The following is a 26,583-nucleotide window of genomic DNA, read 5'->3' as shown; positions in this document are numbered from 1 at the left end:
AGACTTTACGGTGTTGATCCTTCCGACAGGAGATCGCGATGTCCCGTGTGCTTCCCCGCATCCTGGCCGCCCTGGTGACCGCCGGCGCCGGCCTCGTCGCCGTGCCCTGGGCCCACGCCGCCACCTCCCCCGTCCAGCACAGTGTGGACGCGCCGGTCTCCCAGGACCGGTTCGTCGGTGTGCCGGCGTCGCCGCTTCCGGCCGAAGCCGCGACGCGGACCACTCGATCAGTGGTGTCCAAGCTGCGGTGGGGTAGCTGTCCCACCGATGCGCCGGCTCCACAGCAGTGCGCAACGCTGCAGGTGCCGCTCGACTACCGCCACCCCCACGGCCGGGCGATCTCGGTGGAGGTGTCGCGCATCCCGGCAGCCGACCCAGCGAAGCGCAAAGGCGTCCTGATGCTCAACGGCGGAGGCCCCAGCGCGAACCTCGACGTGCCGACCGCATTCGGCACCCTGTTGCCCGCCGAGGTGCGTGACAGCTATGACCTGGTGGCTTTCGACCCGCGCGGTATCGGCTACAGCACGCCGATGAGCTGCGGCCGCGGTGCCGACGAGCTGATCCGTGACCTACAGCTGTCACTTCTTTCGTTCCCCGCCGCCGACGGCTCGATCGGCACGAACGTGTCGTTCGCGAAGCGAATGGCCAAGCAGTGCGCCGCGAACTCCGGTGACCTGCTGAAGCACATCACCACCGCGAACGTCGCCCGCGACATGGACCAGATCCGCCGGGCGCTCGGTGAGCGCACGGTTTCCTACTACGGCCTCTCCTGGGGTACGTACCTCGGCTCGCTCTATCGGGCGCTGTTCCCGCGCACCGTCGACCGGATGGTGATCGACAGCTCGGTCGATCCGAATGTCCGCGGCTACGCCGATTTCCGGACTTTCAGCGGCGCGATGGAGGACCGCTGGCCCGACCTCGCCGCCTTCGGCGTCGCCAACGCCGGCTCCGTACGTCTCGGCACCACCCCACGGCAGGTGCGGAAGAACTATCTGGCGCTGACGGCTCGGCTCGACCACCACCCAGTCATGCTGGCGGACACGCCAGCCCCGATCAATGGCAACTTCGTCCGGCTGTTCACGTGGCTCCTGTCCTACAGCGACGCCGCGCTCATCGGCACTGAGGAAGCGCCACTTCCGCAGATGGCTCAGCTGTGGCGCGCTGCCGGTGCTGTCGCCGCGGGACACGCCATCGCCGCCGATGGTGCGTTCCTGGCCGGCCTGGCCAACGGTCTGGTCGCCAGCGGCACGCTGCCGAATGTTCCGCAGGACAACCTCCTCTCGGTCGGGTGGGCGTACAGCTGCGGCGACAAGGCCTGGCCCCGCAAGGTCGGGACCTACGCCCGCAACGTCGCGGCCGACCGGGCCACGTTCCCGCTGACCGCCGGTGCTCCCGCGAACATCGCGCCCTGCTCGGCGTGGGCCGTGCAGCCGGTCGGACCGGAGCCGACGGTCGAACCGATCGGCCGGCGTAACGTGCTGATTCTGCAGAACTACCGAGACCCGTCCACCCCGCTGCGCGGGGCCCGCGGCATGCGCCGGGCGATGGGCTCGGATGCGGTGCTGGTCACGGTCGACGCCAGCGGCCATGGCGTGCTGATTCATCCGAGGCCGAACGCCTGCGCGATCGGCGCCCTCACTTCCTATCTCACCACCGGAGCTTTGCCCGCCACCGACAAGACCTGCGCGTAAGCCCTGTCACCTGGCCCGGCCTGAGATTCGTCCAGGGCCGGGCCGCCCGTCGTCCGGCGGCCCGACCGGTGCCGCGCTCATCCTTCAGGGACTCGTGCGTCGGGGCGTCCGGCACGGGGGCCGGTTTGAGCGCAGCGAACTCCTTGCGCAGCACCGGCACGACCTCCGTCTCGGCCTGCTCGACGAGCCCGATCGCCGTCACAGCGGCTCTAAGCAGTACGAAACGATAGATCTCGGCCGCCTGCGATGACCCGCATGTCGAAAGGAGAAGTCAGCCACGCGGCAGACCTTCGTCGATGCGGGGCGGGAACTCCACGACGAGGCCCAGCTCGACGTCATCCACCGCGCCAGAATGCTGGCCCGCCGGCAGTTGCGGGCGGAGGGCTGACCCGCCGTCAGTCCGCCACCATGTCCAGCCATCGGTTGTACCGCAGGCGCAGGGCACGCTCGGTGCTGCCCACCGTTGCGCTGATCGCGAGCACGATGTTGAACCAGGCCGACAGGTCGAACGGCGACTCGAAGACACCGAACCGCTCGGCCAGCGGTGGGAACCGAGAGATCGACTCGACGGTCTGCGGGATGCCGAGGGTCAGCGGCACGAGGATCAGAACGAGGGAGACCACGCCGATCCCGCGGCTGAGCAAAGGATGCTCGCGGTCGAGCCGGGCGCGGCGCCCCTCGGCCGAACGGGGATCTGGCACGAGCTGCTGCTCGGTCCCGTCGTCAGCGACGAAGTGGCACCGCCGGAGGCCGAAGGCTGAGGTCTCCACCTCAATCGCGCCGCCTTCGATCGGAAAGACAGCGGGGAGCCTCGCCCGTTCGAAGCGCCGGCCGTCGCGATACAGGTGGGCTTCGGTGTCGAGGTTTTCGTTGCTCTTCATGTGGTTCACGTCGACCGCGTAGTCCACCGGCCGGCCCGCGCCGGCGTCCGCGGGAAGATAGAAGAGCGACCGGGACAGTGGCTGCCACCAACGGAACCGCTTCAGCGCACGTCCGTCCCCGAGCTTGATGCGCTGGATGGCTCGGCGCCGCCGCCACTCGTTGAACACCCGGCCATCCAAGACTGTGTTCCGGGGACACAGTCAAGCGCTCTCGATCGCCATGAAGCTCGGAGAACGGTGCTCCAAGGATCCGCCCGCGTACCGACCGGTGGTGCTTGACGGTGTTCCAACAACACGGTGTTGGCTGACAGCGGACCGAGGGGCGAGTACGCCACTTCAGGATCGCCGAACGGCGAACCCGGTCCGCTTTAGGCCGCCCATCGAAAGGACACTATGAGCGACAACGTCGACGTGCGCGACAATCCCGCCCAGCATCGCTACGAGATCGCGGTGGACGGCGATCTCGCGGGCTTTGCCGTGTATTACCTCGAGAAGGAGCGGATCGTCTTCATTCACACCGAGGTGGCGATCGCCTACGAAGGACGAGGGATGGGCAGCCGGCTCGCGCGTCAAGCCCTCGACGACGTACGCGGAAAGGGCTTGCGGGTGGTGCCGGCGTGTCCGTTCATCGCGAGGTTCATCAGGACCCACCCGGAGTATCAAGATTTGACCCGTGGCGACCAGAGCTCCCGCGCCGTCCTGGGCGAGCACGATGAGTGAGCCGAACCTGAAGTCCTACCCGGGATCCGACATCACTGTCATGTTCGACGGCGGTCGATGCCTGCACTTCGCCGAGTGCGTGCGGGGGCTCCCGGAGGTGTTCGACGTCTCCGCACGGCCCTGGATCGCCCCGGACAACGCTGCCGCCGCCGCGCTGGCCGCCGTCGTGGAACGCTGCCCCAGCGGCGCGTTGCAATACACCCGGCACGACGGAGGCGTCGAGGAGACACCGCCCGACCCCACCGTCGTGACCACGAACGAGCGCGGGCAGATCCTGCTGCACGGCAACCTGACGTTCACCGGCCCCGGCACGCAACCTCACCCGCGTTACCGGATGACGCTGTGCGCTTGCGGCCGATCAGCGCAGCGACCGTTCTGTGACAACGCGTGCCGCAGCACCTGACGGCCTCCGAGCGCGTCTTTGTTCGATCGGACATCCGCTGTCGCCCGCGTCACGGCCGCGGTCTCACCACGTTGGCTGCCGGTGTCAGCTCCGTCACCCAGGTTGGCAAGAGGAACATCGTTCCGTATCCTGATAACGGAACTCTGTTCCGCTTGCCGACATCGATCACAACGGGAGACGAACATGCAGTACCGAACCCTTGGGCGCACCGGCGTGCAGGTCAGCACACTCGCGCTGGGCGCCATGAACTTCGGCAAGATCGGCAACACGACTCAGGACGAGGCGAGTGCCATCGTCGGAGCCGCTCTCGACGCCGGGGTGAACCTCATCGACACGGCAGATGTTTACAGCGGTGGTCAGTCCGAGGAAATGGTCGGCAAGGCCATCGCCGGACGCCGTGACGACATCGTGCTCGCCACCAAAGCAAGCCTGCCGATGGGTGCGGACCGCAACCGCAGCGGCGGGTCCCGGCGCTGGCTCGTCACCGCGCTGGACGACAGTCTGCGCCGGTTGGACGTCGACTATGTGGATCTTTACCAGATTCACCGGTGGGATCCGGCCACCAGCGACGACGAGACCTTGTCGGCTCTGACCGACCTGCAACGGGCCGGCAAGATCCGCTACTTCGGCTCGTCGACCTTCCCGGCCTACCGGGTCGTCCAGGCCCAGTGGGCCGCCCGCGAGCACGGCCTGAGCCGCTACATCAGCGAGCAGCCCAACTACTCGATCCTGCAACGCGGCGTCGAAGGCCATGTGCTCCCCGTGACCGAGGAGTACGGCATGGGGGTGCTCGTCTGGAGCCCCCTGGCTTCGGGCTGGCTCTCCGGCGCGATCCGCGCGGGCCAAGAGGTCGCCACCAACCGTTCGGGGTTCATGAAACAGCGCTTCGACACCAGCATCCCCGCCAACCGCGCCAAACTCGACGCCGTCGAGCAGCTGGCGAAGGTGGCCGATCAGGCCGGTCTGACGATGATCCAGCTCGCCCTGGGCTTCGTCACCGCGCACCCCGCCGTGACGACCGCGCTCATCGGCCCGCGCACGATGGACCACCTGCACTCGCAGCTCGCCGCCGCGGACACGGTGCTCCCGGCCGACCTGCTCGAAGCCATCGACACCATCGTCGCTCCCGGCGTCGACCTCGCCGCCTACGAGAAGAACGACACCCCGCCGGCCCTTCTCGACAGGACGCTGCGCCGCCGCTGACTAGATCTGCTGGTCGACGCCCGGTGGGCGTCCTCTCTGACCTGATGCTCCTGGCACTCGGCGAAGCCTGAGATGGTTCACCGGGGCCAGGAGCCTGCCCGGCAAGTCAGGCCCTGTATGCCAACATTCGGCGACAGTCGTCGTGGCGGCATCGGACGGCCCGGTCGACGCGCTTCCGAATGGTGTGGACGCAACCAGGACTGGTCAACGAACTCAGTGTGCGCTGGTGGCGGTGGGGCGCACCACGAAAATCACGCGGGCGGCGGCGTCGGCCGGTGGCTCAGCGCCGAACGGGGCGCCGTACCGTTGGGCCAGCTCCATGAAGAACGCACCCGCCGGGTCCGCGTCGATACGCTCGACGACACCCCGAACCTCGAGGTAACGGTACGGATTGGCCGGATCGACGATCGACAGCGACACCGCCGGATTCGCCGTGACGTTGCGGTACTTGCGTCGGAAGTTGGTGTGGGTGAAGCGGATGAAAGCGCCGTCCCAGCTGAACCACATCGGATTGACCTGCGGGGCGCCGTCCTCGCGAACGGTCGCCAGATGCGCGATCAGTGGTCGCTCCAGAAGATCGAGAAACTTGCCAGGGATGATCTCTGGTTGAGAAGTCATGGTTTGGCCTACTACTCCTACTCGCTAGGTGCGGTATAGTCGCGTCAACCTCGATGCGGCCGAAGTTCAGAGCTGCTCGGGCGGTGCCATCCTGTAGACGAACTCACCCAGCCCGGACTGGGCGATCCCGAACAGGACACCGGCCAGGCCCTCCTGGATCGAGGCCGCGGTCAGCTGACCCAACCGGATCGCTTCATAACCCGCGTCGAGACTGAGCCGCTCGACCACGTCCTTCGCCTGGTCGTCGCCGGACCACAGATTGCTTGGCCAGACCCGGGCATCGGGGACCCGGTCGAACAGTGACGCAAAGTTGGCATTGAACGTTTTGGCCGTCGGTCCGCCGGTCACCGACCTGACGTACTCGGCGTTGGAGGCGAACCCGGCCGGAGGCTTGGTGCCGCCATAGAGGTTCGTGGCGTCGAGCACTGTCTTGCCTTCAATCCCGACGACCGAGGACAGAGCCGCCTCCACAGCGTCCCCAGGGACCGCAAGCAGCACCACTTCCGAAGCCCCTGCGTCTCCACCTCCACGCCCGAGCCGGGTCACATGGTGCCCGCTACGCTCCCACCGGTCGGCGAGTCCGCCCCCGAGAGTGCCTCGTCCGATCACCGTGATGTTCATGTCTCCCCCTTCTGAGCCGATGCGGTCATCCCACAGCCTGTTCCAGGAACATGGTCAAGCGCTCACCGTTCCAACCCGACGGACACCGCGGGCAACACGTCCACGATGACCGCCATCCGGGCGTACGAGATTCCCTGATATCGGCCCCGGCCTGCTACAACGTCAGCACCTGCAACTCCATCGCTTCCGACACGGTCGGCTACGCATATGACCGTGAACCAGCTCACCTCGGCCACGACCGGCAGCAGCACCGTGCCTTACGAGTACGACGGCCGCGGCAACATGACGCGTGCGGGCAGCAGCCGTTGTTCTTGGGGCGCCGCTGATTGCCGCCGCCGTCGCAGGCCTGGCGGCTGTGGTGGGTGGCGTCGTCGTCCTGCCGTTGGGAGACCAGCCACAGGGTCCGTCCTGATAGTCCGACAGCGCTTGGCTTGATCCTCAACCTGGGCGGCGGACGGCACGCCCTGGTGGCTCATGAGGCAGCCTCGTAGGTAGTCGGCATGCGGCCGCCGACCGCGCCCGTCAGGTGAGGTAGTGCTGGCGGTAGCTGCTGTCGGGAGGGCCGAGCGCCAGGCCGTTCTCATCCAGCGCGTTATAAATCGTCAGCCAGGTCGAACCGAGGTCCAGGCCGATCGCGACGCTGCCGTTGGCCATGTCGTCGTCCGCGCCGGACCATTCGAGCAGTGCCACACGGTTCAGCGTGCGACCGGCCAACTCCGCGAGTTGTGGTGTGGGCTCTGGCCGCCAGGCGAGATTGAAGGGGTCCTCATCGGAGGGCTCCTCGATCATGCGGCTCGGGTCGACGGTGTTCCAGGTGATGCAGAGATCGTCGAACTTCTGATGATCGATGCCGACCCGCGCGTCGCCGAAGTCCAGCAGAACCGGGGCATCCTCGAACCACCGATCGACATCGAGGTCCCAAACCAGCCAGACATGCTGAAGGGTGCGGCCGGTCAGGGCCGCCAGACGTCGGCCGTGCGCGGCAGTGATGCTGTCCCGGCCGTTCAGCCAGTCCGGTTCGTAATCCTGAATCCCGAAGCGCGCCATGATCCGATTCTGTCGACCAGCCGCCGGAGCGTGCACGTGAATTACGCAGTCCGAGGGGAAGGAGGCCTAATTGCCAACCGCACCAGATCCGTACGAAGCCCGTCCCCTCGTCGTCCAGAATGAGCGGCGGCGCAGTTGACCGGTCCGATCAGCCGCGTTCCCACACGGCGACGGCATCGCCGTCGGGTTTCGCCACCCAGCCCAAGGCCTCGGGTCGTGCGGGGGTACCGGTGAACGTCAGGGTGAGCGCGGCGGTGCCGGCCCCGAACCGTACCGGCTTGCTCTGCTCCGCTTCATTTTCCCAGCCCTCGGCGTCGTAGAGGGTGAACATCGCCGGGTCAACGATGATCGGACGGGTGGCGGTGACCGTGAGGACGGCTGTAGCGGAGTGGGCCGACCAGGTGGCCGAGGTAAGCGTCACGGTGGCGACCGGAGTGGACCTGCGAGTGATAGTGACGATGCGGCCGTTCTGCCTGAACGTGAGCGACGGGTCGCTGTCCTTGATCGCCGGAGGTGCCGGCACGGCCACGCTCGCCACCGGGGTGGAGATGACCATGGCCGGCACGGGCTGCTGGCCAGCCGAAGCGACCCCGATGGAGTTGAGCGACGCGGCAGCCGCCAGGCCGATGACCACGACCGCGACACCAAGGGGCTTCTTCATGGCCCCACCCTATCGGGACCGATCGATTTCGATGCCTTCAGTCAGGAGAATTCGGCCAGGCCGCTGATCAATCAACGCAACGGCGCCTTCGCGCTCGACAACGCGCCATCGCGTCGCGGCGTGGAAGTCGCGGCGTGGAATCAGCCTTCCGGTAGGCCGGGCGGCGCTTGCTTCCCCTGTCGACTCAGCGACGGCCGCCATAAAGCTCGGCAGTACATACACGGCACGTGTCGCGCATCCGACGCTAAGCCGTCTCGGTCAGGCTGATGTCGATCACCCGCAGCCGGAACGGGCCCTCCCAGTCGCCGACCTGGAAGGTCACCTCGCTGCTGCGGCTGGTGTGCTTCGCGGTAAAACTGATCGTCCGGGCGGCGGCACGCGGGGTGAAGTCCAGCGTCTGGGTGACCGACTCGCTGGCCTCCGGCTGGACGCTGTCCTGCACCCGCATCATCACCGGCCCGGCCGGGTTGGTGGCCGCGGTGAACCGCAGCAGGTAGCGGTGACCGGCGACCAGCGGGACGCAGCTGTGCAGGATGATGACGTCCCACACGTGCTCGCCGCCGGCGGCGACGTTCGCATCGAACGCGGCCGGGTTGGCGGCGTTGAAGCTGACCTGCTCGGTCGAGCCCCACCAGTCGTTGTTCATCTTGTTGTTGCCGGGACGGTGCCGGCGAGGCACGGTCAGCAGCTCCGTGCCGGGCGGTGGGGCGTCGCTGACGCACGCCTTGCGCTCGTCGGGGTCGGCGGGGTTGCCGGTCTCGGGGGCCGCCCCGGGCAGCGGGGCGCCCAGCGTGCCGTCGCCGGCCAGGGCAGGCAGGACGGTGGCCGTCGTGGACGGTCCGGTGCTCGGCCGCAGGCCACCGGCGTCGCCGGGCACGCCCGAGACGGCGATCCGGGCGGCCGCTCCACCCACGGCCGCCAGCAGCACCACGACCGCGGCCACCGTGAGGACCCGCCGCCAGCTCGCACGCCGGGCGGGCCGATCGTCCGGCTCGGCCGGCTCGTCGTCCGCCGTCGGCTCCGCGCCGCGACCGGCCACCCGGGCCAGGTCGATCTCCGGGGCCGGGGCCGGGCTGCTCTCCGGAGCCGGGACCACGGCGGCGGCGCTGTCCGGCGCCGCGTCGGCCGGTGGCACGGCGCGTCGACGGGTACGCAGCCGGTCGTACCCGAAGACCATCTCGTCGTGCCGCTGCCGCCACTCGCCGATCGCGGTGTCGGGCTGCTCGCACATCCTCAGGATGACCTCGACCTTGGCCCAGTCCGGCGGCCGGCGCACCTCACCGTTGATGACGGCGTAGTACTGGCTGCGGCTGATGTGCAGGCGGCGGGACGCGGCCGTGGCCGACAGGCTGCAGCGTTGGGTGAGGTGACGCAGCTCGGTGCAGAACGCCGCCACCGGATCCGGCCCACGACGCTCGTCACTCACGGCAGACAGTCTAGGAGAACTTCACCCGTTCAGGTGACCCGGCGCCGGTGCGCTCAGCCCGTGAGCCGCTCCGCGAGGCCCAGCCGGCTCGCGTCCCAGTCCTCATCGGAGACTCCGTACGCCGCCCGATACCGCAGCCTCCGTGGATCGGCGCCGTACACGTCGCGCAGCGTACGGGTCATCAGCTCGACCGGCCCGCGCCGACGCGTGCGAGAACGGCCAGGCCAGCGCCACCGACGGATTGCCAGCGGTACGTGCGGGCCGCCCCAGCCCAGCTCGCGGAGCCGGGGACCGCCGTGGTCCCACGCCTCCGCGAGCAGCTGGTACGCGTTGTCCGCCCATTCGAGCTCGATCGCGCTGGGTGACGCAGTGAGCACGATCGTGGCGGCCGGGCCACGCCGCCGCCGCCAGCATCGTGCGCATCTGGGAGCGACCCTCCGGAACCATGCTTACTGCGCCTCGGAGATTTTGCCGCGGCAGGTCGTGAACGACATCCGCGGCTCGGAGTCGTCGAGCTTCTTGCTGTCTACGGTGATCGCGCAGGTCAGGTACTTGTTCAGTGTCGGGGTGCTCAGGTTGGCGTTCAGCGTGATGCCGGGGCTGGTCGGCCCGTACCAGGCGACATCGAACTTCTTCGTCCAGGGCAGGGTCACGCCCTTCTCGCTGACCAGCTGGACGGTGTTGGGGTCGAGGTACTGGATGTCCACCGGACCGGGCTGCGCCGGGCGGCCGGTGACCGTCAGCGTCACGTGGTGCGGCTCGCCGGTGGCCGTCGTGCCGGCCTGGGTCCGTTCCAGCACCAGACCGATCAGCTTGGTGGCCGCGGCGAGATGGTCGATGTCCTTGTTGAGGAACCCGAAGTGCAGGCCGACGATCAGCCCGCCGCGGCGCACCATCAGCTGATGGCCGCGGTCCACGGCGGAGAACCAGCTCTCGTCGGCGCCCGGCAGCACGTTCTCGCGCTGCTGCGCCGGCGGGCCGGCGTTCTTGCCGATCCCGCGCAGCAACCAGTCGTAGTAGAGACCGCCGGACACCGGATCGGGCTGGAGGTTGAGCGTCAGCCAGTTCTCGCCGGCGGAATGACAGGACAGCCCTCGCGCCGCGGTTCCGCGCTCCAGCGTGCGCTCGTCGAAGGCGTTCGCCAGGGCGCCCGCCGCGGCGTAGTCGTCCGGACCCAGCAGGTCGCACATGTCCGTGGTGAGCTTGCCGTCGACCGGCTGCGGCCAGGAGGTGCGCTCGGGCGGCTTCTGGTCGCCGCTCGCCGGCTCGCCGCCGCCGTCACACCCGGCCAGGGCCAGCAGCAAGGCCAGGCCGCACGCCAGCAGGGCCCGCCCCCGGGCGGTCGCGTCACGTCTCGTGGTGGGCTTCATGACGTCCACTCAAGCCGCCATGGCCTGCAGGAACGTTCAATGCCGGGCAACACCGGGCAACACCGGACACCCGGTCAGGCGCCGAGGGCCCGGCCGCCGCGTCAAGCCTCGCTCGACGACCGTGGCCTCGCGTCACCGCCAGGCCCGCCCCGAGGACGTCGCCGTCGTCTCGGCGGCCGGCAGCTACTCGGCAACGCCGGCATCGGTTACTTCGCAGCGGTCGAGGAGAGCGATGATGTCGCTGTCCGCGCAATGCTTGAGATCAACATGTACGGGCTGGCTGCGGTCACCAATGCCGTCCTGCCCGGTATGCGGGCTCGTCGCTCCGGCACGATCCTCAACCTCTCCTCCATCGTCGGCATCCGGTCTTTTCCGTCCCTGGGCTGGTACAGCGCCTCCAAGTTCGCCGTCGAAGGTCTGTCCGAGGCCCTCGCGCAGGAGGTCGCCCCGCTGGGGATCAAAGTCGTCATCGTCGGAGCCGGGCATGTTCGCCACCGACTGGGCCGGCAACTCCGCCGCCGAGGTCGCGCCGGACAAGGTCATCGCCGACTACGACCAGACCGCTGGCGCCCAGCGCCAGTGGCTGCCGGGCAACGCCGGTACCGAGCCGGCGACGCCTCCTAGGCGCGCCCGACCAGGACGAAGCGCTGGGTGAGGACGGGGGTGTCGTCGGTAAGGTCGGGGGTGTAGCCGAGGAAACCGGTGACGATGTCGCTGCAGAAGAACTCCTCGTGGGCGGTTCGCCAGGCAGTGGTGTCGGGGTAGCCGCGGCCCTCGGCGTGGGCGTAGGCGGCGGTGACCGAGCCGATCGGCTCGGTGGTGACGCGGGTCATCTCGATGACGGCGGCAGGATCGCCATTCGAGTTGACGACGCAGAAGCGGTCGCCGACCGTGGGCAAGGACTCGTGGAGAGCAGGCAGACCGGTCATCGCCGTCTTGGTGCCGTCGAGGATCGCGGCGACGCCGGAGTCGCGCAGGGGGCCGGGAGCGGCGAGCTCCAGCACCGGGAGGCCGTCGGTAGAAACGGTGGGCGACAACAGCTTCCAGTGACCCTCGGTGATGACGTCGACGGCGCCGTCGACGACTCGGATGGCGGAGTCGTCGTCGATGGCGTAGGCCGGGTTGGGCAGCGTGGCGGCCCACCGTTCGGCCGCGGCCATGGTGTTCTCCGACAGGTCGGGGTGGTCGACGTGTGGAAATATCGAGAAGCCGACGACGCCCAGGGCCTCGTCGGCGCCGGATGGCGGCTTCCAGCCGATGAAGTCGTCGCCGATGCAGGGGGTCATCGCCATGCTGCCGCCGCTGAAGCCGACCCACACCTTGTCGCCCAGTGAGGGCAGCAGAGCGGCCAGGCCGGATTCGCGCATCCAATGGGCCATGAAGAGGGCGTCGCCGCCGCCGGCCAGTAGCACGTCGGCCTGCTCGACCCAGGGCACCCAATGGTTGCGGTCGATGCTGGGCAGCGCGGTCAGCTCGAGTACGCCCATCGACTTCCAGCCCAGCTCGGTCATCGGCTGCCGAGACTTGCCGGCTATGAACTCCCACGCGCCGGTCGGCTTGGCCCAGGGGTGTCCGTACATGCCGGCGGGGATGCAGAGAGCGGTGGCCTCGGCGATCGGTTTACCCAACAGGCCGAGCAGCGCCTCGTGGATGCTCGCGTTGTTGACGCCAGCCGACGTGAGAAGAAGCTTCATCGTTCCTCCATAACCGATTGCAAACTGCAAGTGGTTTCGGAGGTTATCACTCAGAGCCGACCAGCCGCAGCCCCAGCCGACTGACCGCGCCCGGGGCAGGCGCCAGAAGCACGAGGTCAGGTACAGCTGGGTCAGTGACGCCGCTAATTGCGAGCGATGTGGCCGTTGCTGGGAAGGGCTACCCGGACGATGCAGGGCCGGGGCAGGCCGTCGAGCGGCACCACGATGCCTGCTAACAGGTCAGTTCGGAATGAGTTGAGTAGGCGTCGTAGGCAGATTACGGAGCAGGCGATGCTGATCATGGCTTGGTGGATGTCGGCTCGGCGTTCGTAGCGGGTCCGGAGTCGCCGGAGGTTGTGCAGCCAGGAGAAGGTCCGTTCAACGAGCCAGCGATGCTTGCCCAGCCCGGAGCCGTGAGCGTCACCGCGGCGGGCGATCTTCGGTGTGATGCGTTGTTGCCGTAGCAGGCGGCGGTACTTGTCGTGGTCGTAGCCGCGATCGGCGAACACCCTGCGCGGTCGTCGTTTCGGCCTGCCCCGCAGGCCGCGGATCGGTGGGATTGCGTCGATCAGAGGCAGCAGCTGAGTGACGTCGTTGCGGTTGCCGCCGGTCAGAATGACCGCCAGTGGTAGCCCACTAGCGTCGGTGATCAGGTGGTGCTTGCTGCCCAGCCGGCCCCGGTCGACCGGGCTGGGACCGGTGAGGTCCCCCCTTTGAGAGCCCGCAAGTGCGAGGAGTCCACGACCGCGTGGGCCAGGTCCAGCAGACCCGCCGCCCGCAGCTCCGCAAGCACCGTTTCGTGCAGTTGCTGCCACACGCCGGCTTGGTGCCATTCCTTCAACCGGCGCCAGCACGTCGCACCGGAGGCGCCGAACATGGCCGTAGGCAAGTCGCTCCACCGCATACCGGTACTGACGACGAACAGAATCCTTTCCAGCGCGGCACGGTTGTCGGCCCGGCGCCGGCCCGGGAACCGGTACCGGCGCTCAGGCACCGGGATCAACGGTTCCAATCGCAGCCACAACTCATCAGTCACCACACGATCGACCACGACCAGCAGTCTCAGGCCGGCCCGGAGGACCCAGCCGCACACCACGTCCGCTCATTCTGAACTGACCTCTAAGCGGGCGCCGCCGAAGTTCCGCCGGGACGCCGAGCGCGTGGTGCCGCGGCTTGCGGAGGTGGGCACGACCGCTCCGGTGATGCCCGAGCGCGACGGGAAGCTGGGCAGATGACGGTTTTGCTCCGCAGGAAAGCGCCTCCGCCCTCAGCGTGCTGTCCGTCCCGCCGTGGACCCCGATGGTGCGCTCGCCGAGGCTCCCGGCCAGCGCCTCGCAGAACCGTGGCCGGCAGCCGCCGAGAAGCTCGCCGGTACGGTGCGCGAGGGGCTCGCGATACTCCTCAGCGCCGGGGTCGGTCAGCGTGCCGAAGTAGCCGAAGATCACCGCGCGCATGGCTCACACACGGACGCGCCGGAGACCCCCGTGGTGCGAGGCCTCCGGCGAGGCGGTTCCGTGCGGTGGATCAGGATCCGCGAGGGATTAGGTTGCCGTTGTCCGCGGCGCCGCTCCGCGAGCCGCTCATTTCGCTGGCGCGTTTTGCGGCGCGCGCGTTCCCCTCGGTTCTATCCGGCTGGCGTTTCGTTCAAACCCAAACCACGCAGGGTGTTGTCGCGGTTCGCGTCTCCGCGCAGCGCGGTCAAGGACTTCAAGCGGCCCAGCAAAGTCGTGGAAGACGCGGGGCATTTCAAGTCCTGAATCGCCGACAAGGTCTTCTCAAAGCGCTGGATGCGGCTCTCGAGGTCCGTTCCACTCGGCAGGTTCCCATTCTTGAGCGCTACCTGCGCGTTCACCTGGGCTTGAGTGGGTGGGCAGCGACCGGGAACCTTTACCCCGGTAGGGCCAACCCGGTCGGCCGTCGCGTTCGGATCACCCGGGCTGAAACCCAGCGCCGGCACCAAAGCGTTGACGTCACCGGAGCTGGCTCCGTCGTTCCCCGGCGCTCCACCCGCGGCCGCGTCACCGGATCCTGTACCGGCGGCTTTATCTGCTGGCGTTTCGTTCAAACCCAAACCACGCAGGGTGTTGTCGCGGTTCGCGTCTCCGCGCAGCGCGGTCAAGGACTTCAAGCGGCCCAGCAAAGTCGTGGAAGACGCGGGGCATTTCAAGTCCTGAATCGCCGACAAGGTCTTCTCAAAACGCTGGATGCGGCTCTCGAGGTCCGTTCCACTCGGCAGGTTCGCATTCTTGAGCGCTACCTGCGCGTTCACCTGGGCTTGAGTGGGTGGGCAGCGACCGGGAACTTTTACCCCGGTAGGGCCAACGCGGTCGGCCGTCGCGTTCGGATCACCCGGGCTGAACCCCAGCGCCGGCACCAAAGCGTTGATGTTGCCGGAGCTGGCTCCGGCGTTGCCCTGTTCGGCGGCCTGACCCATCCCCGTGCCGACAGCGAGCGCCGAGCCGAGCAGCGCTGCGGCGGCACCTCCAATCACCAGCTTGCGCGTCCGGCTGCTGATTCCGCGTCGATACATGCACGGCTCCTCTTCGTCTCGGTACTGCTTGTGCCGAGGTATACGAGCAATGATGGGGCAGCAGTTCATGACGCTGAGCAAGCGTTCCTTAAAGTTTCTTTAACGACGCGACTCCCGGGGCGTGCAGCCGCCAGCCACCTTCCGGCTGAACGAGCTGTCGGTCAAGCTGCTGGTTGAGCGCGGCGCTACCCACGCCCGCCCTCGGCGAGCTGGCCCGCCCCTGAGCTGACCCGCGCTGCGGTTGAGCAGACCGAATGCGGCTCGCTCTGTCCGCGCCGCTACCGGTGTTCCGGCAATCGCGTGAAGGATCGCCGGTACGCCGACGGTGTCAGCCCGATACGGAGGGTCAGGTGCTGGCGCATCGAGTCGGAGCTGCCCAGTCCGCTGCGACGGCGCCCTTGAGTTCCTGGACGAAGACCGGACGTTCGTAGCGGAGGGCCGGCTCGTTCCTGTTTATCCCCCGCAATCGCCGCCACCGTTTCCGGAACATCGGCTCCGCCGATGCCCGCACCCTGTTCCTCTTCACACCAGGCGGCCCGGAAACCCTCTTCGTGGAGGGTGGTGACGACCCGTTCCCCGGCCAGGTGCCCGAGGGGTGGGACATGGACCGGGTGACGGCGATCGCCGACCTCGTGCAGAAGATCAACATGACCGTCTTGCCCGAGTAGCTCCGCACGGCTCCCCGGTCAGGCCGACTGGCGGCAGCGCCGGCAGTACCTGCGGGCGCTTTACAACCTGGAAGTCACCAGCTCACCGGGCCGGCGTCGTCGAAGAAGCTACCGCTGGGGCCGTCGGCAGGCAGCGTGGCGGCACGTACGACGACCTTCGCGCCCTCGGACGGGTGCTGTGTTCCCATGTTGCCGTTGAGATCGGTGGCGTTGAACCCGGGGCACACCGAGTTCACCTTCACCGGTGTGTCTTTCAGTTCGACGGCGAGCCAGCCGGTGAGGGTGCTCACGAGGGTCTTGGACGAGGAGTACGCGTAGCTCACGCCGAACGGTGCCAGCGGCTGCTCGGGAGCGGTGAGCATGGTGAGCGAGCCCATCGAGCTGCTCAGATTCACGATGCGCCCGGCTTCCGCCTTACGCACCAGCGGCAGGAAGGCCTGGGTGACGTGCAGCGTGCCGTAGAAATTCACCTCCAGCGTCTTTTCGATCGTCTCGGGCCTCATGGTGCTGGGCGGACCTTCCTGACTCCCGAGGGCGATGGCGGCGTTGTTGATCAGAACGTCCAGGGTGCCGCTGTGCTCGGCGATGTGCTCCTGGGCGGCCTGGATGCTGACGGTGTCGGTCAGGTCGAGGCGAACGAAGCGGACGTCGCCGTCGGCGGCCAGCTCCTTCGCTGCCGCTTCGCCTCGGCCCTGATCACGGCATCCCAGCCAGACGGTGAAGCCCAGCTGGGCGAGCTGGCGGGCGGTCTCGAACCCGATGCCCTTGTTGGCGCCCGTGACAAGCGCGGTCTGCTGCGTGGTGGTCATGAAACGATGGTGGATCCCATCCGCTGTACGATCCATAACGTGGAGTCCGCAATTTCTTACGTATCGTCCAAGTCCCGGTCGCCGCTCGGGTCCAGCGACCCGATCGCCGCCGCTATCGGCCTGCTACGTCCCCGCACGGCGGTCGATCCGGACTTCAGCGCGGCCGGGCCGTGGGCGCTGCGCTTCGAGGCGTTCGAGTACGTGAAGATCGGCGGCATTGAGCAGGGTGAGTGCTGGCTGGTGTTCGAAGACGACAGCGACCCCGTGCGCCTGCGCAAGGGCGACGTCTTTCTGCTGGTCAACCCTCCGGCGTACCGGCTGGCCAGCTCCCCCACCGTCGAACCGCTGCCCGCACAGGCCCTCTGGGAGAGCGCCGTGAAGGGGCGGGTGTGCATCGGCACCGAGGCGGACGAGGACTTCAGCATGTGCGGTGGGCAGTTCTGGTTCGACCAGGCCAACACCACGATGCTGATCGACGTGCTCCCGAGGCTCGTGCACGTCAGGGCCGGCGACCGGAGCCTTGGGCAGCTCGCTCAAGTGGCCCACCTGCTCAGCACCGAGACGAAGAACCGCACCGTCGGCAGCTCCCTGGTGCTGGACCACCTCGTGCAGATTCTCTTCGTGCACGTACTGCGCGCCCACGTCGACCAGACCGACCACCCCGCCGGCTGGCTGGGAGCCCTGTCTGACGACGGCGTCGGTGCGGCCCTGCGCGCCTTGCACGCCGATATCTCCCACCGCTGGAGCCTGCAGGAACTGGCCGGCATCGCCCGCATGTCCCGTTCGGCGTTCGCCGCCGCCTTCAAGAAGCAGCTCGGCACCACACCCGGGGAATACCTGATCCAGTGGCGCATGAGCCTGGCCCGCGACGCCCTGCGCCGCAACACCCGCTCGATCTCCGAACTCGCCGTCGCCACGGGCTACGAGTCCGAGAGCGCCTTCAGCACGGCCTTCCGGCGCGTGGTCGGCTCCTCGCCCAAGCAGTACCGCGACGCTCCGGGCGAACGCATGACACGAACGTAGGCAGATGCCGATCGGCCGGAGGTGCCCAAGCGCGCTGTTGCCAGCCACGGTGTTGGCGCGAGGCGGGCCCTGCCTCGTCGTCGGCTTCCTGCTCCACCTCGATCTGCGGGCGCGTTCGACATTCCTGCTAGGACGGTGCACAACCGTGGAGGCCGACGGTGAGTCCGTGTCAGACATCCGGTCGTCGCCTTGTCCTCGCTGCTGCCACATGGCGGCGTTGCGCCGAGGTTGCAAAGCAAAGGCACGGTAAGCATCAAACTTGCAGGCTGATCCGTGGTTGTGCTGTCCGAGCGTGCACCCGAGCCCTTCACCGAAAATTGGCCATCCGCTCTGTCTGCCGCATGGCGACACAGGAGCATTCACATTCGGACTGCTCATCACCATTTACCCGCAGCGAACGGACATCTGGCATGGCGACTCCGTCTGCTCAGGTGCCACGGCACCAGCACTAGTCAGCGTCTACCACACCGGGCCGCCGAAGAAGTTCAATCCGGTCCGCGGGTCAGTCCATTCGATACCGGGGTCACAGATGGTCACCCAGGATCGCCAGGGTCGCCATCTGTAAGTCGTGCCAGCTGGACGGACTGTCCAGAAGTCGCTATGCCGCAGGTCTTCGAAAGTCATGGCGACTCGTTCACGGGCGATCGAGATGCCAGAGCCTGGACGACCAACGACATCGATCCGGACCCAGCCCCCCCCCCCCCCCCCCCCCCCCCCCCAAGCCTGCACCGATACATGCGGCACGCCTGTCGCGAGCAGAACGTCGGCAACACTGCTGACTGTCACCCGCCGCATCTGCGCGGGATGGCGATCTTTCCCCACAGTGCTCTCCTTTCTGGAGCTGAGCGGTCGTGGCCTGAGCACCCTAGGTGGCTAGCTTCATCCTGACCTGCGCTCGTCTCACCACAGCCACCTCCAGCGTGCGCCGAGTCCAGCCCAACAGAACCGATCAAGGAACCACAACGTCGCGTCGATCTGGCCTTCCAGCCCTGTTGTGGCCGTAATCCGCGTCCGTTTAAGAGGTCAGTTTAAAATGAGCTGAGTAGGCGTCGTAGGCAGATTACGGAGCAGGCGATGCTGATCATGGCTTGGTGGATGTCGGCTCGGCGTTCGTAGCGGGTTCGCAGCCGTCGGAAGTTGTGCAGCCAGGAGAAGGTCCGTTCAACGAGCCAGCGATGCTTGCCCAGCCCGGAGCCGTGAGCCTCGCCGCGGCGGGCGATCTTCGGTGTGATGCGTTGTTGCCGTAGCAGGCGGCGGTACTTGTCGTGGTCGTAGCCGCGATCGGCGAACACCCTGCGCGGTCGTCGTTTCGGCCGTCCTCGCAGGCCGTGGATCGGTGGGATGGCGTCGATCAGCGGCAGTAGCTGGGTGACGTCGTTGCGGTTGCCGCCGGTCAGGATGACCGCCAGTGGTAGCCCACTAGCGTCGGTGATCAGGTGGTGCTTGCTGGCCAGCCGGCCCCGGTCGACCGGGCTGGGACCGGTGAGGTCCCCCCTTTGAGAGCCCGCAAGTGCGAGGAGTCCACGACCGCGTGGGCCAGGTCCAGCAGACCCGCCGCCCGCAGCTCCGCAAGCACCGTTTGATGCAGTTGCTGCCACACGCCGGCTTGGTGCCATTCCTTCAACCGGCGCCAGCACGTCGCACCGGAGGCGCCGAACATGGCCGTAGGCAAGTCGCTCCACCGCATACCGGTACTGACGACGAACAGAATCCCTTCCAGCGCGGCACGGTTGTCGGCCCGGCGCCGGCCCGGGAACCGGTACCGGCGCTCAGGCACCGGGATCAACGGTTCCAATCGCAGCCACAACTCATCAGTCACCACACGATCGACCACGACCAGCAGTCTCAGGCCGGCCCGGCGGGACCCAGCCGCACACCACGTCCGCTCATTCTGAACTGACCTCTAAGCGAGTGGGCCGCCAACGTCGCCTTGGTCACGGTGGTCAGTGGGAAGTGCAGATGAAACTCCCGAACTGAACTCGACTCTGACCGGCCCACCCCGCCCCTCAGTCCCCTTTCAAGGATGCGCTGTCGCCATTTCATGACGGCGTGGCCGCAACGAAGACGAGCAGGTCAGCATCCACCCGGGGCGTCCGCTCCGCAGCTGTTCCAGGCTGAGTCAGGAAGTTGTCGGCGGACAGGTCGATGACGGCTATGTGATCCACCAGGTTCAGACCGGCGGTGTGCGCCGCACCGGTCAGGGCGCTCAGGGCGGCGACACGCCGCTGATTCACGGCCTTGACCGCCACCACCAGGCAGCCTTCGTTGCGCCGCAGCGTCCGGCAGGTCAGCAGCAGCCAGCGTGGGTCGGCATTGGGTTGCGGCCAGTGCATGAGCAGCAGGTCGATGTAGCCGGCGGCGTGACCGAAGGCATTCAGACCCGTGGCGCCACCAAGAGCATGGTGCCTGCGGCCTGTCTCGGCAGCAGCCGCGGCGAACGCACTGTCGTCGTCGATGTCGACGACGACGTCGCCCACGGCGGTGTGGACGTCGAGGATCAGCTGCGCCAGCTGCGGCGACAGGTCCGTGCCTGTGCCCGCAGGTACGCACACCAGCCAGGGCAGCCCCGCACGAGGGATCGCATAGGTACCTGGCTCGTCGTTGCTGTCGGTGGGCACGGACCGCGGTGATCGGTCATGGCAGGTTCGGCGCCCGCGCTGTCCGGGTTCACGCATGCATCTCAGAATTGCCGAGCGTCCTCTCACACATGACGGCACCGCTGAAGATGTGCGTCCGTGTCAGGGGGCTGCGGTACGAATACACGCAGCGTGCCCTAGAGCGAATCTGACGGATCATGGGTGGGCTCTGTCAGGGTTGGCGCGGAGCCAGATGATGATCGAGGCGATGGTCACGGTGGCGTGGTAGCGGTCGCGGAGCTTGTCATACCTGGTCGCGACGGCCCGGAACTGTTTGAGTCGATTGAAGGCCCGCTCGATCTGGTTGCGGTCCCTGTACCGGTCGGGGTTGAAGATCGGCGGTCGACCGCCGCGAGCACCACGGCGAGCGCGGCCGGCCAGAACGTCGTCGCGTTCCGGGATGGTGTGCGGGATCCGGCGCGAGCGCAGCGATCGGCGATTCGCCCGGGAGCCGTAGGCCTTGTCCGCGGTCAGGTGGTCGAGACGCTTACGCGGGCGGCCTCGTCCGCCGGGCCGGGCCACGCTGACGGCGTCGATCAACGTCACGAGTTCTTTGGTGTCCGAGGCCTGTCCCGGTGTGATTCGGGTGACCAGGGACCGGCCGCGTCCTTCGGCGAGCAGATGCAGTTTGCTGGTCAGGCCTCCTCGGGAGCGGCCGATCCCTTGAGCTGCCCGCGATTCGGCCGGACTCAGCCCCTTTTACGAGCGCCCGCAGCGTTCTGGTGGGCACGCACGACGGTTGAGTCGACCTGCGCACGCCAGTCCAGGTCGCCTGCAGCGTCCGCGTCGCTCTACAACCGCTTCTCGATCCTGGCCCAGGTGCCGTCCTGTTCCCACTGCGAAAAGCGGTGGTAACAGGTCTTCCACGGCCCGTAACGGTCCGGGACCTGATGCCATTTCGCGCCGTTCTCGGTCCGCCACAGGATCCCGTTGATCACCTGGCGATGGTCACGCCATCGGCCGCCACGCTGCGGGTCCATGCTCGGCAGCAACGGCTCCAGACGTTCCCAATCCTGATCAGTCAGATCACCAGCCACAACACACCAACGATCGATCATGAACAACCGCGATGATCCATCAGATTCGCTCTAGTCGCCGCTGGTCTTCGAGGAAGCGCTGGCAAGTCGGGCCGTGGTGACGGTTCAGCCGGCAAGGACCTCGCGAAGCCGGCGCGTGGAGACGCCCAGCCGCCGGGCGACCTCGACGCGGGTCAGCTTCGGTTCCTCCTGCATGATCGTCAGTGCCAGCTGGCGCGTGGTCGCCGCCGGTCGGCGGACGTCACCGGCAGTCCGCTTCCCGCAGTTGTCGTCAGCACCGGCGATGACCGAATTTGACTGCGCCGACGGCTGCTGTGGTGCAGATCCACCTTCGCCGGTACTACGGTGCGCAGGCCGCTCAGGAGTGCGCAGATCGGCGACGACGTGCAGCCGGTCCGCAGCTGCTCTGTCTGTTGGGGCCAGGGCCGACCGGAACTTCTTGGGTGCCTCGTCGGAACAAGCAAGTGGTTCCGCCGCAACCAGGCCGGCCTCGCGTCCGGCCGGCCCCACCGCCGACGGAACTTCCCCATCCGCCTCGACACCTGCAAGTTCCGCCGCAACCGGTACTTCAAGGTGCACCTGCGAACCCGTAGTGAGCGGAACCGGAACCTGCGTCGCATCGACGTTCTGGCCACCGGTGAGTTGCTCCTCTCGGGAGGAGTTGCTGCTGGGCATCCGATGCCCAGCTGCGCCGCCGGCGGAGGTTCCGGCAGCAGCAGATACGACATGTGGCGGTAGCGGAACCAGTTCCGGGTACGCCGCTGGGTGCCTCAGTCGCGGAACACCGACTCCCCCGGCGGCGGGCGGAACTTCCCGCTGCGGCGGAACCTGGGGTTGCGGCGGAACTTCGCCGATCGCCGTGTGCGGTACCACGGGTTCCGCCTCTCCCGGCCGCGGACCTTGCTCGGTGCCGGCAGGTACGGCGGCGGATCCCGCCGGTGGGCGGGCCAGCATCTCGACGATCAGCAATAACGCGATCGGCGGCCATGCGGCGATGAAACGCGCCCACAGCGTCGGGTCGGCGCCGGCGATGTTCGCCGCGACCGACGCGATGACACCGATCGGGAAGGCGATACGCGCGACCGGGCGCACCACACCGTAGCGGCGCTTGTCATCGGCCATCACGATCGTCGCCACGATCAGCATCCCGTCGACCGTCAACGGCAGCGCCACCGCAACCTCGGCCGGCTCACCGTGCAGCCGCGCCAGATGCGACATGTGATACCAGGACGACCAGGCAGCGATCCCCGCCACCGCACCGGCGGCGAGGTTGCGCAGTGCGGTGATGCCACCAGCGGCCATCGGATGCCTCCCGGGTGCTCGGCGAAGGATCGGCACAGGCGGCGCCTGCCGTTCCCGCGAGACCCGTGCGGTGTGACAGTGCGCCAAGGTCACCGTAAGAGCGCCCGGATGGCAACGGTCGCCATGATCGGCTCACACGGAGTCACACGCACTCACACGGCTGCGGACGCCACGATGGGCGGGAACTTGCCACAGCCACCGTGGAAGCTGTCGCACGAGACCCGGCCTGAACCTCCGGCGCATCGGCCTCTCGAGCCGTCTGACACGGCAACACGCTGTCTCACGACGGGCTGACCTGCAGCTGTCAGGGCTCCGGGCCGAACTCAGGGCACTGCCACGGTGTGACCGATCCGCCGGTCACTGCGATCACAAAGAGGTTCTGAGCTGCGACTTTGCTCTGTTACGACGCGATCGGCGTAGCGACGGCATGAGCGCACGGCGTCAGAGTGCTGTGACAGCGGCCGGGCGTTGATGGGTGCTCCGCTCGCGCCGTGCGATGACGCGGGCCCTCGCCTTCGGAGCACGAGATGGCCGTTCGTTCCCGTCCCCTGTATTCGACCTCCGCGCTGCAGGTCGCGCAGTACGTCTTCACCCGCAGCGCCGCCGAACCCACCAACCTCTACCTCGACGGCGCCGACCTCGGCGCCGACCTGCCCGCCGGCCGGCTGTTGCTGATGCCGCTGCGCGATCTGCTGCTGCGCCCGGCCGTCAGCCTGCACACCCGCGACGTGGTGTGGCGCGAACTGATCCGCCGGGCCCGCGAAGACCACTCGAGCTGGCTGGTCGCCGCCATCGGCATGGCGATGCCCGGCCTGCGCCGCGCCGTACGGCAACTCGGCACCTCCTGGCGCAGCGACCGCGACGATCTGGAGTCCGCCGTGGCCGAAGGCTTCGTGAGCGCGCTGCGCAAGGTCGACCTGCACGACAGCTCCCTGTGCGCCCGGCTGATCGACGCCGGGCGCAAGGCCGGCGTGCGCCAGGCGTTCCAGAGCGCCGGAGTCGAGGCCGGCAGCTGGGCACCGTTCGCATCGCGCAGCCCCCGCCCGCCGTGGGGACACCCCGATCTGGTTCTGGCCGACGCCGTCACCGCAGGAGTGCTCAGCCGCAGCGAAGCCCAGCTCATCGGCGCTACCCGCCTCGAGGGCCTGCAGGTCAAGGATGTCGCCGCCTGGCTCGGGGAACTGCCCAACACCGTCGCGGGCCGGCGCCGGCGCGCAGAACTACGGCTGCGCCGGGCGATCCAGTCCGGCGACCTCGGCCTCGGCGAAATCCTGCAGAGCTGAACCCGCCGCCGTGACCGCGTGTGAGCGCGGGTGAGCGGTGCCGGTCATCGCGCCCGCTCTCACACGCCGGCATTTCCCCGATCGCAGACGCTCCTGCATCTCCAGAGCCCTGCACCGCCTGCGGGAGCGCGGACCGGCTGGACCCGGTCACGCATGCCACGACACCGCACCGGACGGAAGGGAGAACGGCTCCCACTCCGCCTCCCGCAGGCCTTCACCCGCTGCCGCAGCCCGCTGAGGGCTGCCACCTATGGAGGAGAGCTGCGATGCAGCACATCCGCAACCGTCTCGCCGGTGCCATGGTCTCGACCGCGGTGGTGCTGCTGGGCTTCGCGGTGCTCGCGAGCCCCGCGTACGCCGCCGACGCCGGCACCACCCAGCTGACCAAAATCCTCAACAACGCCACCGGCTGGCTGGTGGGCATCCTCGCGGTGCTGGCCACTCTGTTCCTGACCCTCGGCGGTGTGCGCTACGTGATGGCCGGCGGCGACCCCGGCGAGATCGAGAAGGCCAAGGGTGCGTTCAAGTCGGCGATCCTGGGCTACGCCCTGGCGGCACTGGCCCCGGTCGTGGTGGCCATCGTCAAGAGCATCCTCGGGGTCTGACGATGGGTGCCTGGTCGGCAGGCCTGATCAACGCGATGATCGACGGGGTCGTCACCTGGATGACGGCCAGCACGATGGCCGCCCTGAACTGGGTGCTGAGCCTGCTGTCGAACACGGTGTTCACCAGCCCGGACGTCACCGGGCTGCCGCAGGTCTCCTTCATGTCGCGGCGCGCGCTGCTGGCGCCCAATGCCTGCCTGGCGTTGATCGTGACCGTGGTCGGTTTCCTGGCGATGACCCACGGGACCGTGCAGGACCGGTACTCGCTCAAGGAACTGCTGCCGCGGATGCTGATCGGTTTCGCCGCGGCGAACCTGTCCACACCGATCCTGAGTACGGCGATCGCCGCCGCCAACGCGCTGACCGCGGCGCTGACCGGTGACCCGCTGAGCTCACCGGACTCGTTCGCCCAGATCAAGCGGATCATCACCGATGTCGCCGGCAACCCCGAGCAACTGCTGGTGGCGCTGGTCCTGCGCGAGCTCGCCGTGCTGCTGGTGCTGCTGGTCATCAGCTGGCTGGGACGCCTGTCGGTGCTCATCGTGGCCGGCGCGGTCGCCCCGATCGCCCTGCTCTGCCACGCCCTGCCGCAGACCGACCCGGTGGCGCGCACCTGGTGGCGGGCGCTGGGCGGGTGCCTGCTGATCCAGGTACTGCAGGCGGTCGCTCTGCGCACCGCGGTGGCCACCCTGCTCAGCGGCGAGGCGAGCCTGCCGGCGCTGGGCCTGCCGCACGATCCGAGCGGGTTGTTCAACCTGCTGATGACCTGCTTCCTGCTCTGGCTGGTCATCCGGGTCCCGAAATGGGTGAGCCGCAGCTTCGGCGGCAACGCCGGGCGGGCCACCAGCATGCCTATCTGTCAGGGTATGGCACCGCAATCTGGTAGCCCTGTGTGGCCGGTTGTAGCCTAAGCACCTATGTGGTGTTCCCACAGGAACACCGATGAAGTTCAACCTTCTCAGTCCGGTCGCTGTGGTGCGCCTTCGCGCGAGGGTGCCAGCCGCGTGGTGTTGCTCGGCTCTGCAGCCGTCGTGCTGGACATCGCTTGATGCGTGACAGACGCGAAGCAGCGCCGTGCGGGCGCTCCGTGTCCCTACATCCCATGACCCGATGACCGCCCGAGCGGGTGAAGCGGGCGATCGGGTGGCGCCGTAGGCGCAGTAGCGGGTGCCGGTGGCAGAGCCTGACGTGGCCTTGCGGACTTTGGTGGGCTCTGTTAAGTCGGCTGGTTGGATGGTCGGGCCGGGTTGACCGATGAAGTCCGCGGCTCGGTTTCGTCGTTGGTCTCATCCCCGCTCGGCGTTCGCCGGGTTCCGGTTCCCGCCGGAGGTGATCGTGGTGGCGGTGCGCTGATACCTGCGCTAAGGCCTGTCGTACCGCGACGTCGAGGGACTGCTCGCCGAGCGCGGATCGACGTCGACCACGTAGGCTGCCTATCGATGGGTGCAGCGTTCTACCCCGCTGCCGGCCGACGCCGCATGATTCGCACGGCACGCGCCAGGCGGCCGGTGGTTCGTCGACGAGACCTACGCCAAGGTCAACGGAGCGTGGCGTTACATCTACCGCGCGGTCGACCAGCACGGACAGATCATCGACGTGCTGCTCTCGACCCGGCGGGACGCCGCAGCCGCTCGCCGGTTCTCACGCGAGCGCTTCGAACGCTGAAGGTCATCCCGAACGAGGGGGTCACCGACGCCGCACCTGTCTACCCAGCCGTGCTCGAGGAACTGGCGCCGGCGGCGGGCACAACGTCGAGCAGTACACGAACAACCGGATAGAAGCCGATCAGGGTCAGCTCAAACGCCGGCTGAGACCCAAGCGCGGCCTGCGGACCGATCGGACAGCACAAGTGGTGATCGCCGGTCACGCCTCCGTACAGAACCTGCGCCGCGGCCACTACGAACTCGAAGTCAACGCCCACCCGGCACTGAGGATGGCCGCGGCGTTCACCGAACTCGCAAAAAGGATTTGACACCCGTCCGCACCGAGCTCAACGTGCCCGCTGATCTCGGCAACGCAACAACGCCGCGCTAACGGCCCGAATCGTTTTCTCGCCTCAGTGGTCGCCAGTCGCTACACTCTTGCCACCGACGAAAGAGGTGTCGGGCGCGCTCGCGGGAGACTGAAATGGCGCAGGGAACGGTCAAGTGGTTCAACTCCGACAAGGGTTTCGGCTTCATCACACCGGACGGTGGCGGTGCTGACGTCTTCGTCCACTTCTCCTCGATCCAGACGAACGGGTATCGCTCGCTCGACGAGAATCAGCGGGTCGAGTTCGAGATCACTCAGGGTCAAAAGGGACCGCAGGCCGCGCAGGTGCGACCACTTGGCGCATCACGCGAGATCGCCTGATCG

24 protein-coding genes and 3 pseudogenes are annotated in these 26,583 nt (G+C 67.8%); 11 read left to right on the top strand and 16 right to left on the bottom strand.

The genetic code is table 11. The features are described from left to right. Window positions 1–38 precede the first annotated feature (38 nt). Window positions 39–1,691, top strand: a complete 1,653-nt coding sequence (locus AFR_RS12365) for an alpha/beta hydrolase (RefSeq protein WP_023360799.1) — start codon at window positions 39–41, stop codon at window positions 1,689–1,691. Between the two features lie 395 nt (window positions 1,692–2,086). Here the strand turns inward: AFR_RS12365 and AFR_RS12360 are convergent, their stop codons facing one another. After that, window positions 2,087–2,599 carry a hypothetical protein gene (locus AFR_RS12360; RefSeq protein ID WP_238547270.1) on the bottom strand — a complete coding sequence of 171 codons (513 nt, stop codon included), beginning with the start codon at window positions 2,597–2,599 and terminating at the stop codon, window positions 2,087–2,089. Between the two features lie 366 nt (window positions 2,600–2,965). On the opposite strand from AFR_RS12360, the gene AFR_RS12355 reads away from it, so the two are divergent. The 3 genes from AFR_RS12355 to AFR_RS12345 all read left to right on the top strand — a co-directional run bounded on the left by AFR_RS12355 (window position 2,966) and on the right by AFR_RS12345 (window position 4,898). Continuing rightward, on the top strand, window positions 2,966–3,292 hold the full coding sequence (locus AFR_RS12355) for a GNAT family N-acetyltransferase (RefSeq protein WP_023360796.1): 327 nt from the start codon (window positions 2,966–2,968) through the stop codon (window positions 3,290–3,292). Further along, window positions 3,246–3,695, top strand: a complete 450-nt coding sequence (locus AFR_RS12350; protein WP_202963984.1) for a (4Fe-4S)-binding protein — start codon at window positions 3,246–3,248, stop codon at window positions 3,693–3,695. The genes AFR_RS12355 and AFR_RS12350 overlap by 47 nt, the downstream gene beginning before the upstream one ends. 183 nt (window positions 3,696–3,878) lie before the next feature. Further along, a complete protein-coding gene (locus AFR_RS12345) occupies window positions 3,879–4,898 on the top strand; it encodes an aldo/keto reductase (protein ID WP_023360794.1) in 1,020 nt (339 codons plus the stop codon). A 213-nt stretch (window positions 4,899–5,111) separates the two neighbouring features. Here AFR_RS12345 and AFR_RS12340 read toward each other — a convergent pair whose 3' ends face one another. From AFR_RS12340 to AFR_RS12310, 7 genes are all read right to left on the bottom strand, one after another. Continuing rightward, window positions 5,112–5,516, bottom strand: coding sequence for a PPOX class F420-dependent oxidoreductase (locus tag AFR_RS12340; protein WP_023360793.1), 405 nt, complete (start codon window positions 5,514–5,516; stop codon window positions 5,112–5,114). A gap of 66 nt (window positions 5,517–5,582) precedes the next feature. Then, entirely contained in the window at window positions 5,583–6,137 is a 555-nt protein-coding gene (locus tag AFR_RS12335; RefSeq protein ID WP_041840813.1) for an NAD(P)-binding domain-containing protein, read from the bottom strand. Window positions 6,138–6,659: 522 nt separating this feature from the next. Then, the gene (locus AFR_RS12330; protein ID WP_023360791.1) at window positions 6,660–7,184 is read right to left on the bottom strand and encodes a hypothetical protein; all 525 of its coding nucleotides are present in this window, start codon (window positions 7,182–7,184) and stop codon (window positions 6,660–6,662) included. A 148-nt stretch (window positions 7,185–7,332) separates the two neighbouring features. Next, window positions 7,333–7,845: a hypothetical protein gene (locus AFR_RS12325; protein ID WP_023360790.1), complete on the bottom strand. Its 513-nt coding sequence runs from the start codon at window positions 7,843–7,845 to the stop codon at window positions 7,333–7,335. Between the two features lie 244 nt (window positions 7,846–8,089). Then, window positions 8,090–9,271 (bottom strand): helix-turn-helix domain-containing protein, encoded by a 1,182-nt coding sequence (locus AFR_RS12320; protein ID WP_158510532.1) that lies wholly within the window; start codon window positions 9,269–9,271, stop codon window positions 8,090–8,092. 53 nt (window positions 9,272–9,324) lie between these two features. After that, on the bottom strand, window positions 9,325–9,648 hold the full coding sequence (locus AFR_RS12315; RefSeq protein WP_023360788.1) for a TY-Chap domain-containing protein: 324 nt from the start codon (window positions 9,646–9,648) through the stop codon (window positions 9,325–9,327). 72 nt (window positions 9,649–9,720) lie between these two features. Beyond that, window positions 9,721–10,641 carry a hypothetical protein gene (locus tag AFR_RS12310; RefSeq protein WP_023360787.1) on the bottom strand — a complete coding sequence of 307 codons (921 nt, stop codon included), beginning with the start codon at window positions 10,639–10,641 and terminating at the stop codon, window positions 9,721–9,723. A gap of 39 nt (window positions 10,642–10,680) precedes the next feature. On the opposite strand from AFR_RS12310, the gene AFR_RS48680 reads away from it, so the two are divergent. Next, window positions 10,681–11,265: an SDR family NAD(P)-dependent oxidoreductase gene (locus AFR_RS48680; protein ID WP_023360786.1), complete on the top strand. Its 585-nt coding sequence runs from the start codon at window positions 10,681–10,683 to the stop codon at window positions 11,263–11,265. Here AFR_RS48680 and AFR_RS48585 read toward each other — a convergent pair. From AFR_RS48585 to AFR_RS12285, 4 genes and pseudogenes are all read right to left on the bottom strand, one after another. Next, on the bottom strand, window positions 11,262–12,335 hold the full coding sequence (locus AFR_RS48585; protein WP_023360785.1) for a Type 1 glutamine amidotransferase-like domain-containing protein: 1,074 nt from the start codon (window positions 12,333–12,335) through the stop codon (window positions 11,262–11,264). The genes AFR_RS48680 and AFR_RS48585 overlap by 4 nt on opposite strands. 260 nt (window positions 12,336–12,595) lie before the next feature. Further along, window positions 12,596–13,386, bottom strand: a pseudogene (locus AFR_RS45030) (IS5 family transposase); the annotation flags it as partial. A 573-nt stretch (window positions 13,387–13,959) separates the two neighbouring features. Continuing rightward, window positions 13,960–14,865 carry a hypothetical protein gene (locus AFR_RS45025; protein ID WP_238547269.1) on the bottom strand — a complete coding sequence of 302 codons (906 nt, stop codon included), beginning with the start codon at window positions 14,863–14,865 and terminating at the stop codon, window positions 13,960–13,962. Between the two features lie 742 nt (window positions 14,866–15,607). Then, the gene (locus AFR_RS12285) at window positions 15,608–16,342 is read right to left on the bottom strand and encodes an SDR family oxidoreductase (protein ID WP_023360782.1); all 735 of its coding nucleotides are present in this window, start codon (window positions 16,340–16,342) and stop codon (window positions 15,608–15,610) included. Window positions 16,343–16,381: 39 nt separating this feature from the next. Between AFR_RS12285 and AFR_RS12280 the strand changes: the two genes are divergently transcribed. Continuing rightward, window positions 16,382–17,365, top strand: coding sequence for an AraC family transcriptional regulator (locus AFR_RS12280; RefSeq protein ID WP_023360781.1), 984 nt, complete (start codon window positions 16,382–16,384; stop codon window positions 17,363–17,365). 1,028 nt (window positions 17,366–18,393) lie between these two features. Here AFR_RS12280 and AFR_RS45020 read toward each other — a convergent pair. The 4 genes and pseudogenes from AFR_RS45020 to AFR_RS43550 form a co-directional block, all read right to left on the bottom strand. Beyond that, window positions 18,394–19,199, bottom strand: a protein-coding gene (locus AFR_RS45020; RefSeq protein ID WP_202963983.1) for an IS5 family transposase whose coding sequence is annotated in 2 segments (ribosomal slippage) — window positions 18,394–18,851 and window positions 18,851–19,199 — 807 coding nt in all. Because the reading frame shifts where the segments join, the coding sequence is not laid out codon by codon here. 205 nt (window positions 19,200–19,404) lie between these two features. Beyond that, window positions 19,405–19,983, bottom strand: coding sequence for a hypothetical protein (locus tag AFR_RS12265; protein WP_023360778.1), 579 nt, complete (start codon window positions 19,981–19,983; stop codon window positions 19,405–19,407). A gap of 174 nt (window positions 19,984–20,157) precedes the next feature. Then, window positions 20,158–21,059: pseudogene (locus tag AFR_RS45015) on the bottom strand (IS5 family transposase). Window positions 21,060–21,143: 84 nt separating this feature from the next. Beyond that, window positions 21,144–22,340, bottom strand: a complete 1,197-nt coding sequence (locus AFR_RS43550) for a DUF2637 domain-containing protein (RefSeq protein ID WP_023360775.1) — start codon at window positions 22,338–22,340, stop codon at window positions 21,144–21,146. A gap of 527 nt (window positions 22,341–22,867) precedes the next feature. Between AFR_RS43550 and AFR_RS12245 the strand changes: the two genes are divergently transcribed. The 5 genes and pseudogenes from AFR_RS12245 to cspE all read left to right on the top strand — a co-directional run bounded on the left by AFR_RS12245 (window position 22,868) and on the right by cspE (window position 26,580). Then, window positions 22,868–23,623 (top strand): hypothetical protein, encoded by a 756-nt coding sequence (locus tag AFR_RS12245; RefSeq protein WP_023360774.1) that lies wholly within the window; start codon window positions 22,868–22,870, stop codon window positions 23,621–23,623. A 266-nt stretch (window positions 23,624–23,889) separates the two neighbouring features. Continuing rightward, window positions 23,890–24,228, top strand: a complete 339-nt coding sequence (locus AFR_RS12240) for a pilin (protein ID WP_023360773.1) — start codon at window positions 23,890–23,892, stop codon at window positions 24,226–24,228. 2 nt (window positions 24,229–24,230) lie between these two features. Then, the gene (locus tag AFR_RS12235; protein ID WP_023360772.1) at window positions 24,231–25,139 is read left to right on the top strand and encodes a TrbL/VirB6 family protein; all 909 of its coding nucleotides are present in this window, start codon (window positions 24,231–24,233) and stop codon (window positions 25,137–25,139) included. A 343-nt stretch (window positions 25,140–25,482) separates the two neighbouring features. Next, window positions 25,483–26,200, top strand: a pseudogene (locus tag AFR_RS48790) (IS6 family transposase). A gap of 155 nt (window positions 26,201–26,355) precedes the next feature. Further along, on the top strand, window positions 26,356–26,580 hold the full coding sequence (cspE, locus tag AFR_RS12225; RefSeq protein WP_023360770.1) for a transcription antiterminator/RNA stability regulator CspE: 225 nt from the start codon (window positions 26,356–26,358) through the stop codon (window positions 26,578–26,580). Window positions 26,581–26,583 lie beyond the last annotated feature (3 nt).

Source organism: Amorphoplanes friuliensis DSM 7358, from assembly GCF_000494755.1.
Classification (GTDB): Bacteria; Actinomycetota; Actinomycetes; order Mycobacteriales; family Micromonosporaceae; genus Actinoplanes; species Actinoplanes friuliensis.
This window is presented reverse-complemented; position numbering and strand designations above follow the sequence as displayed.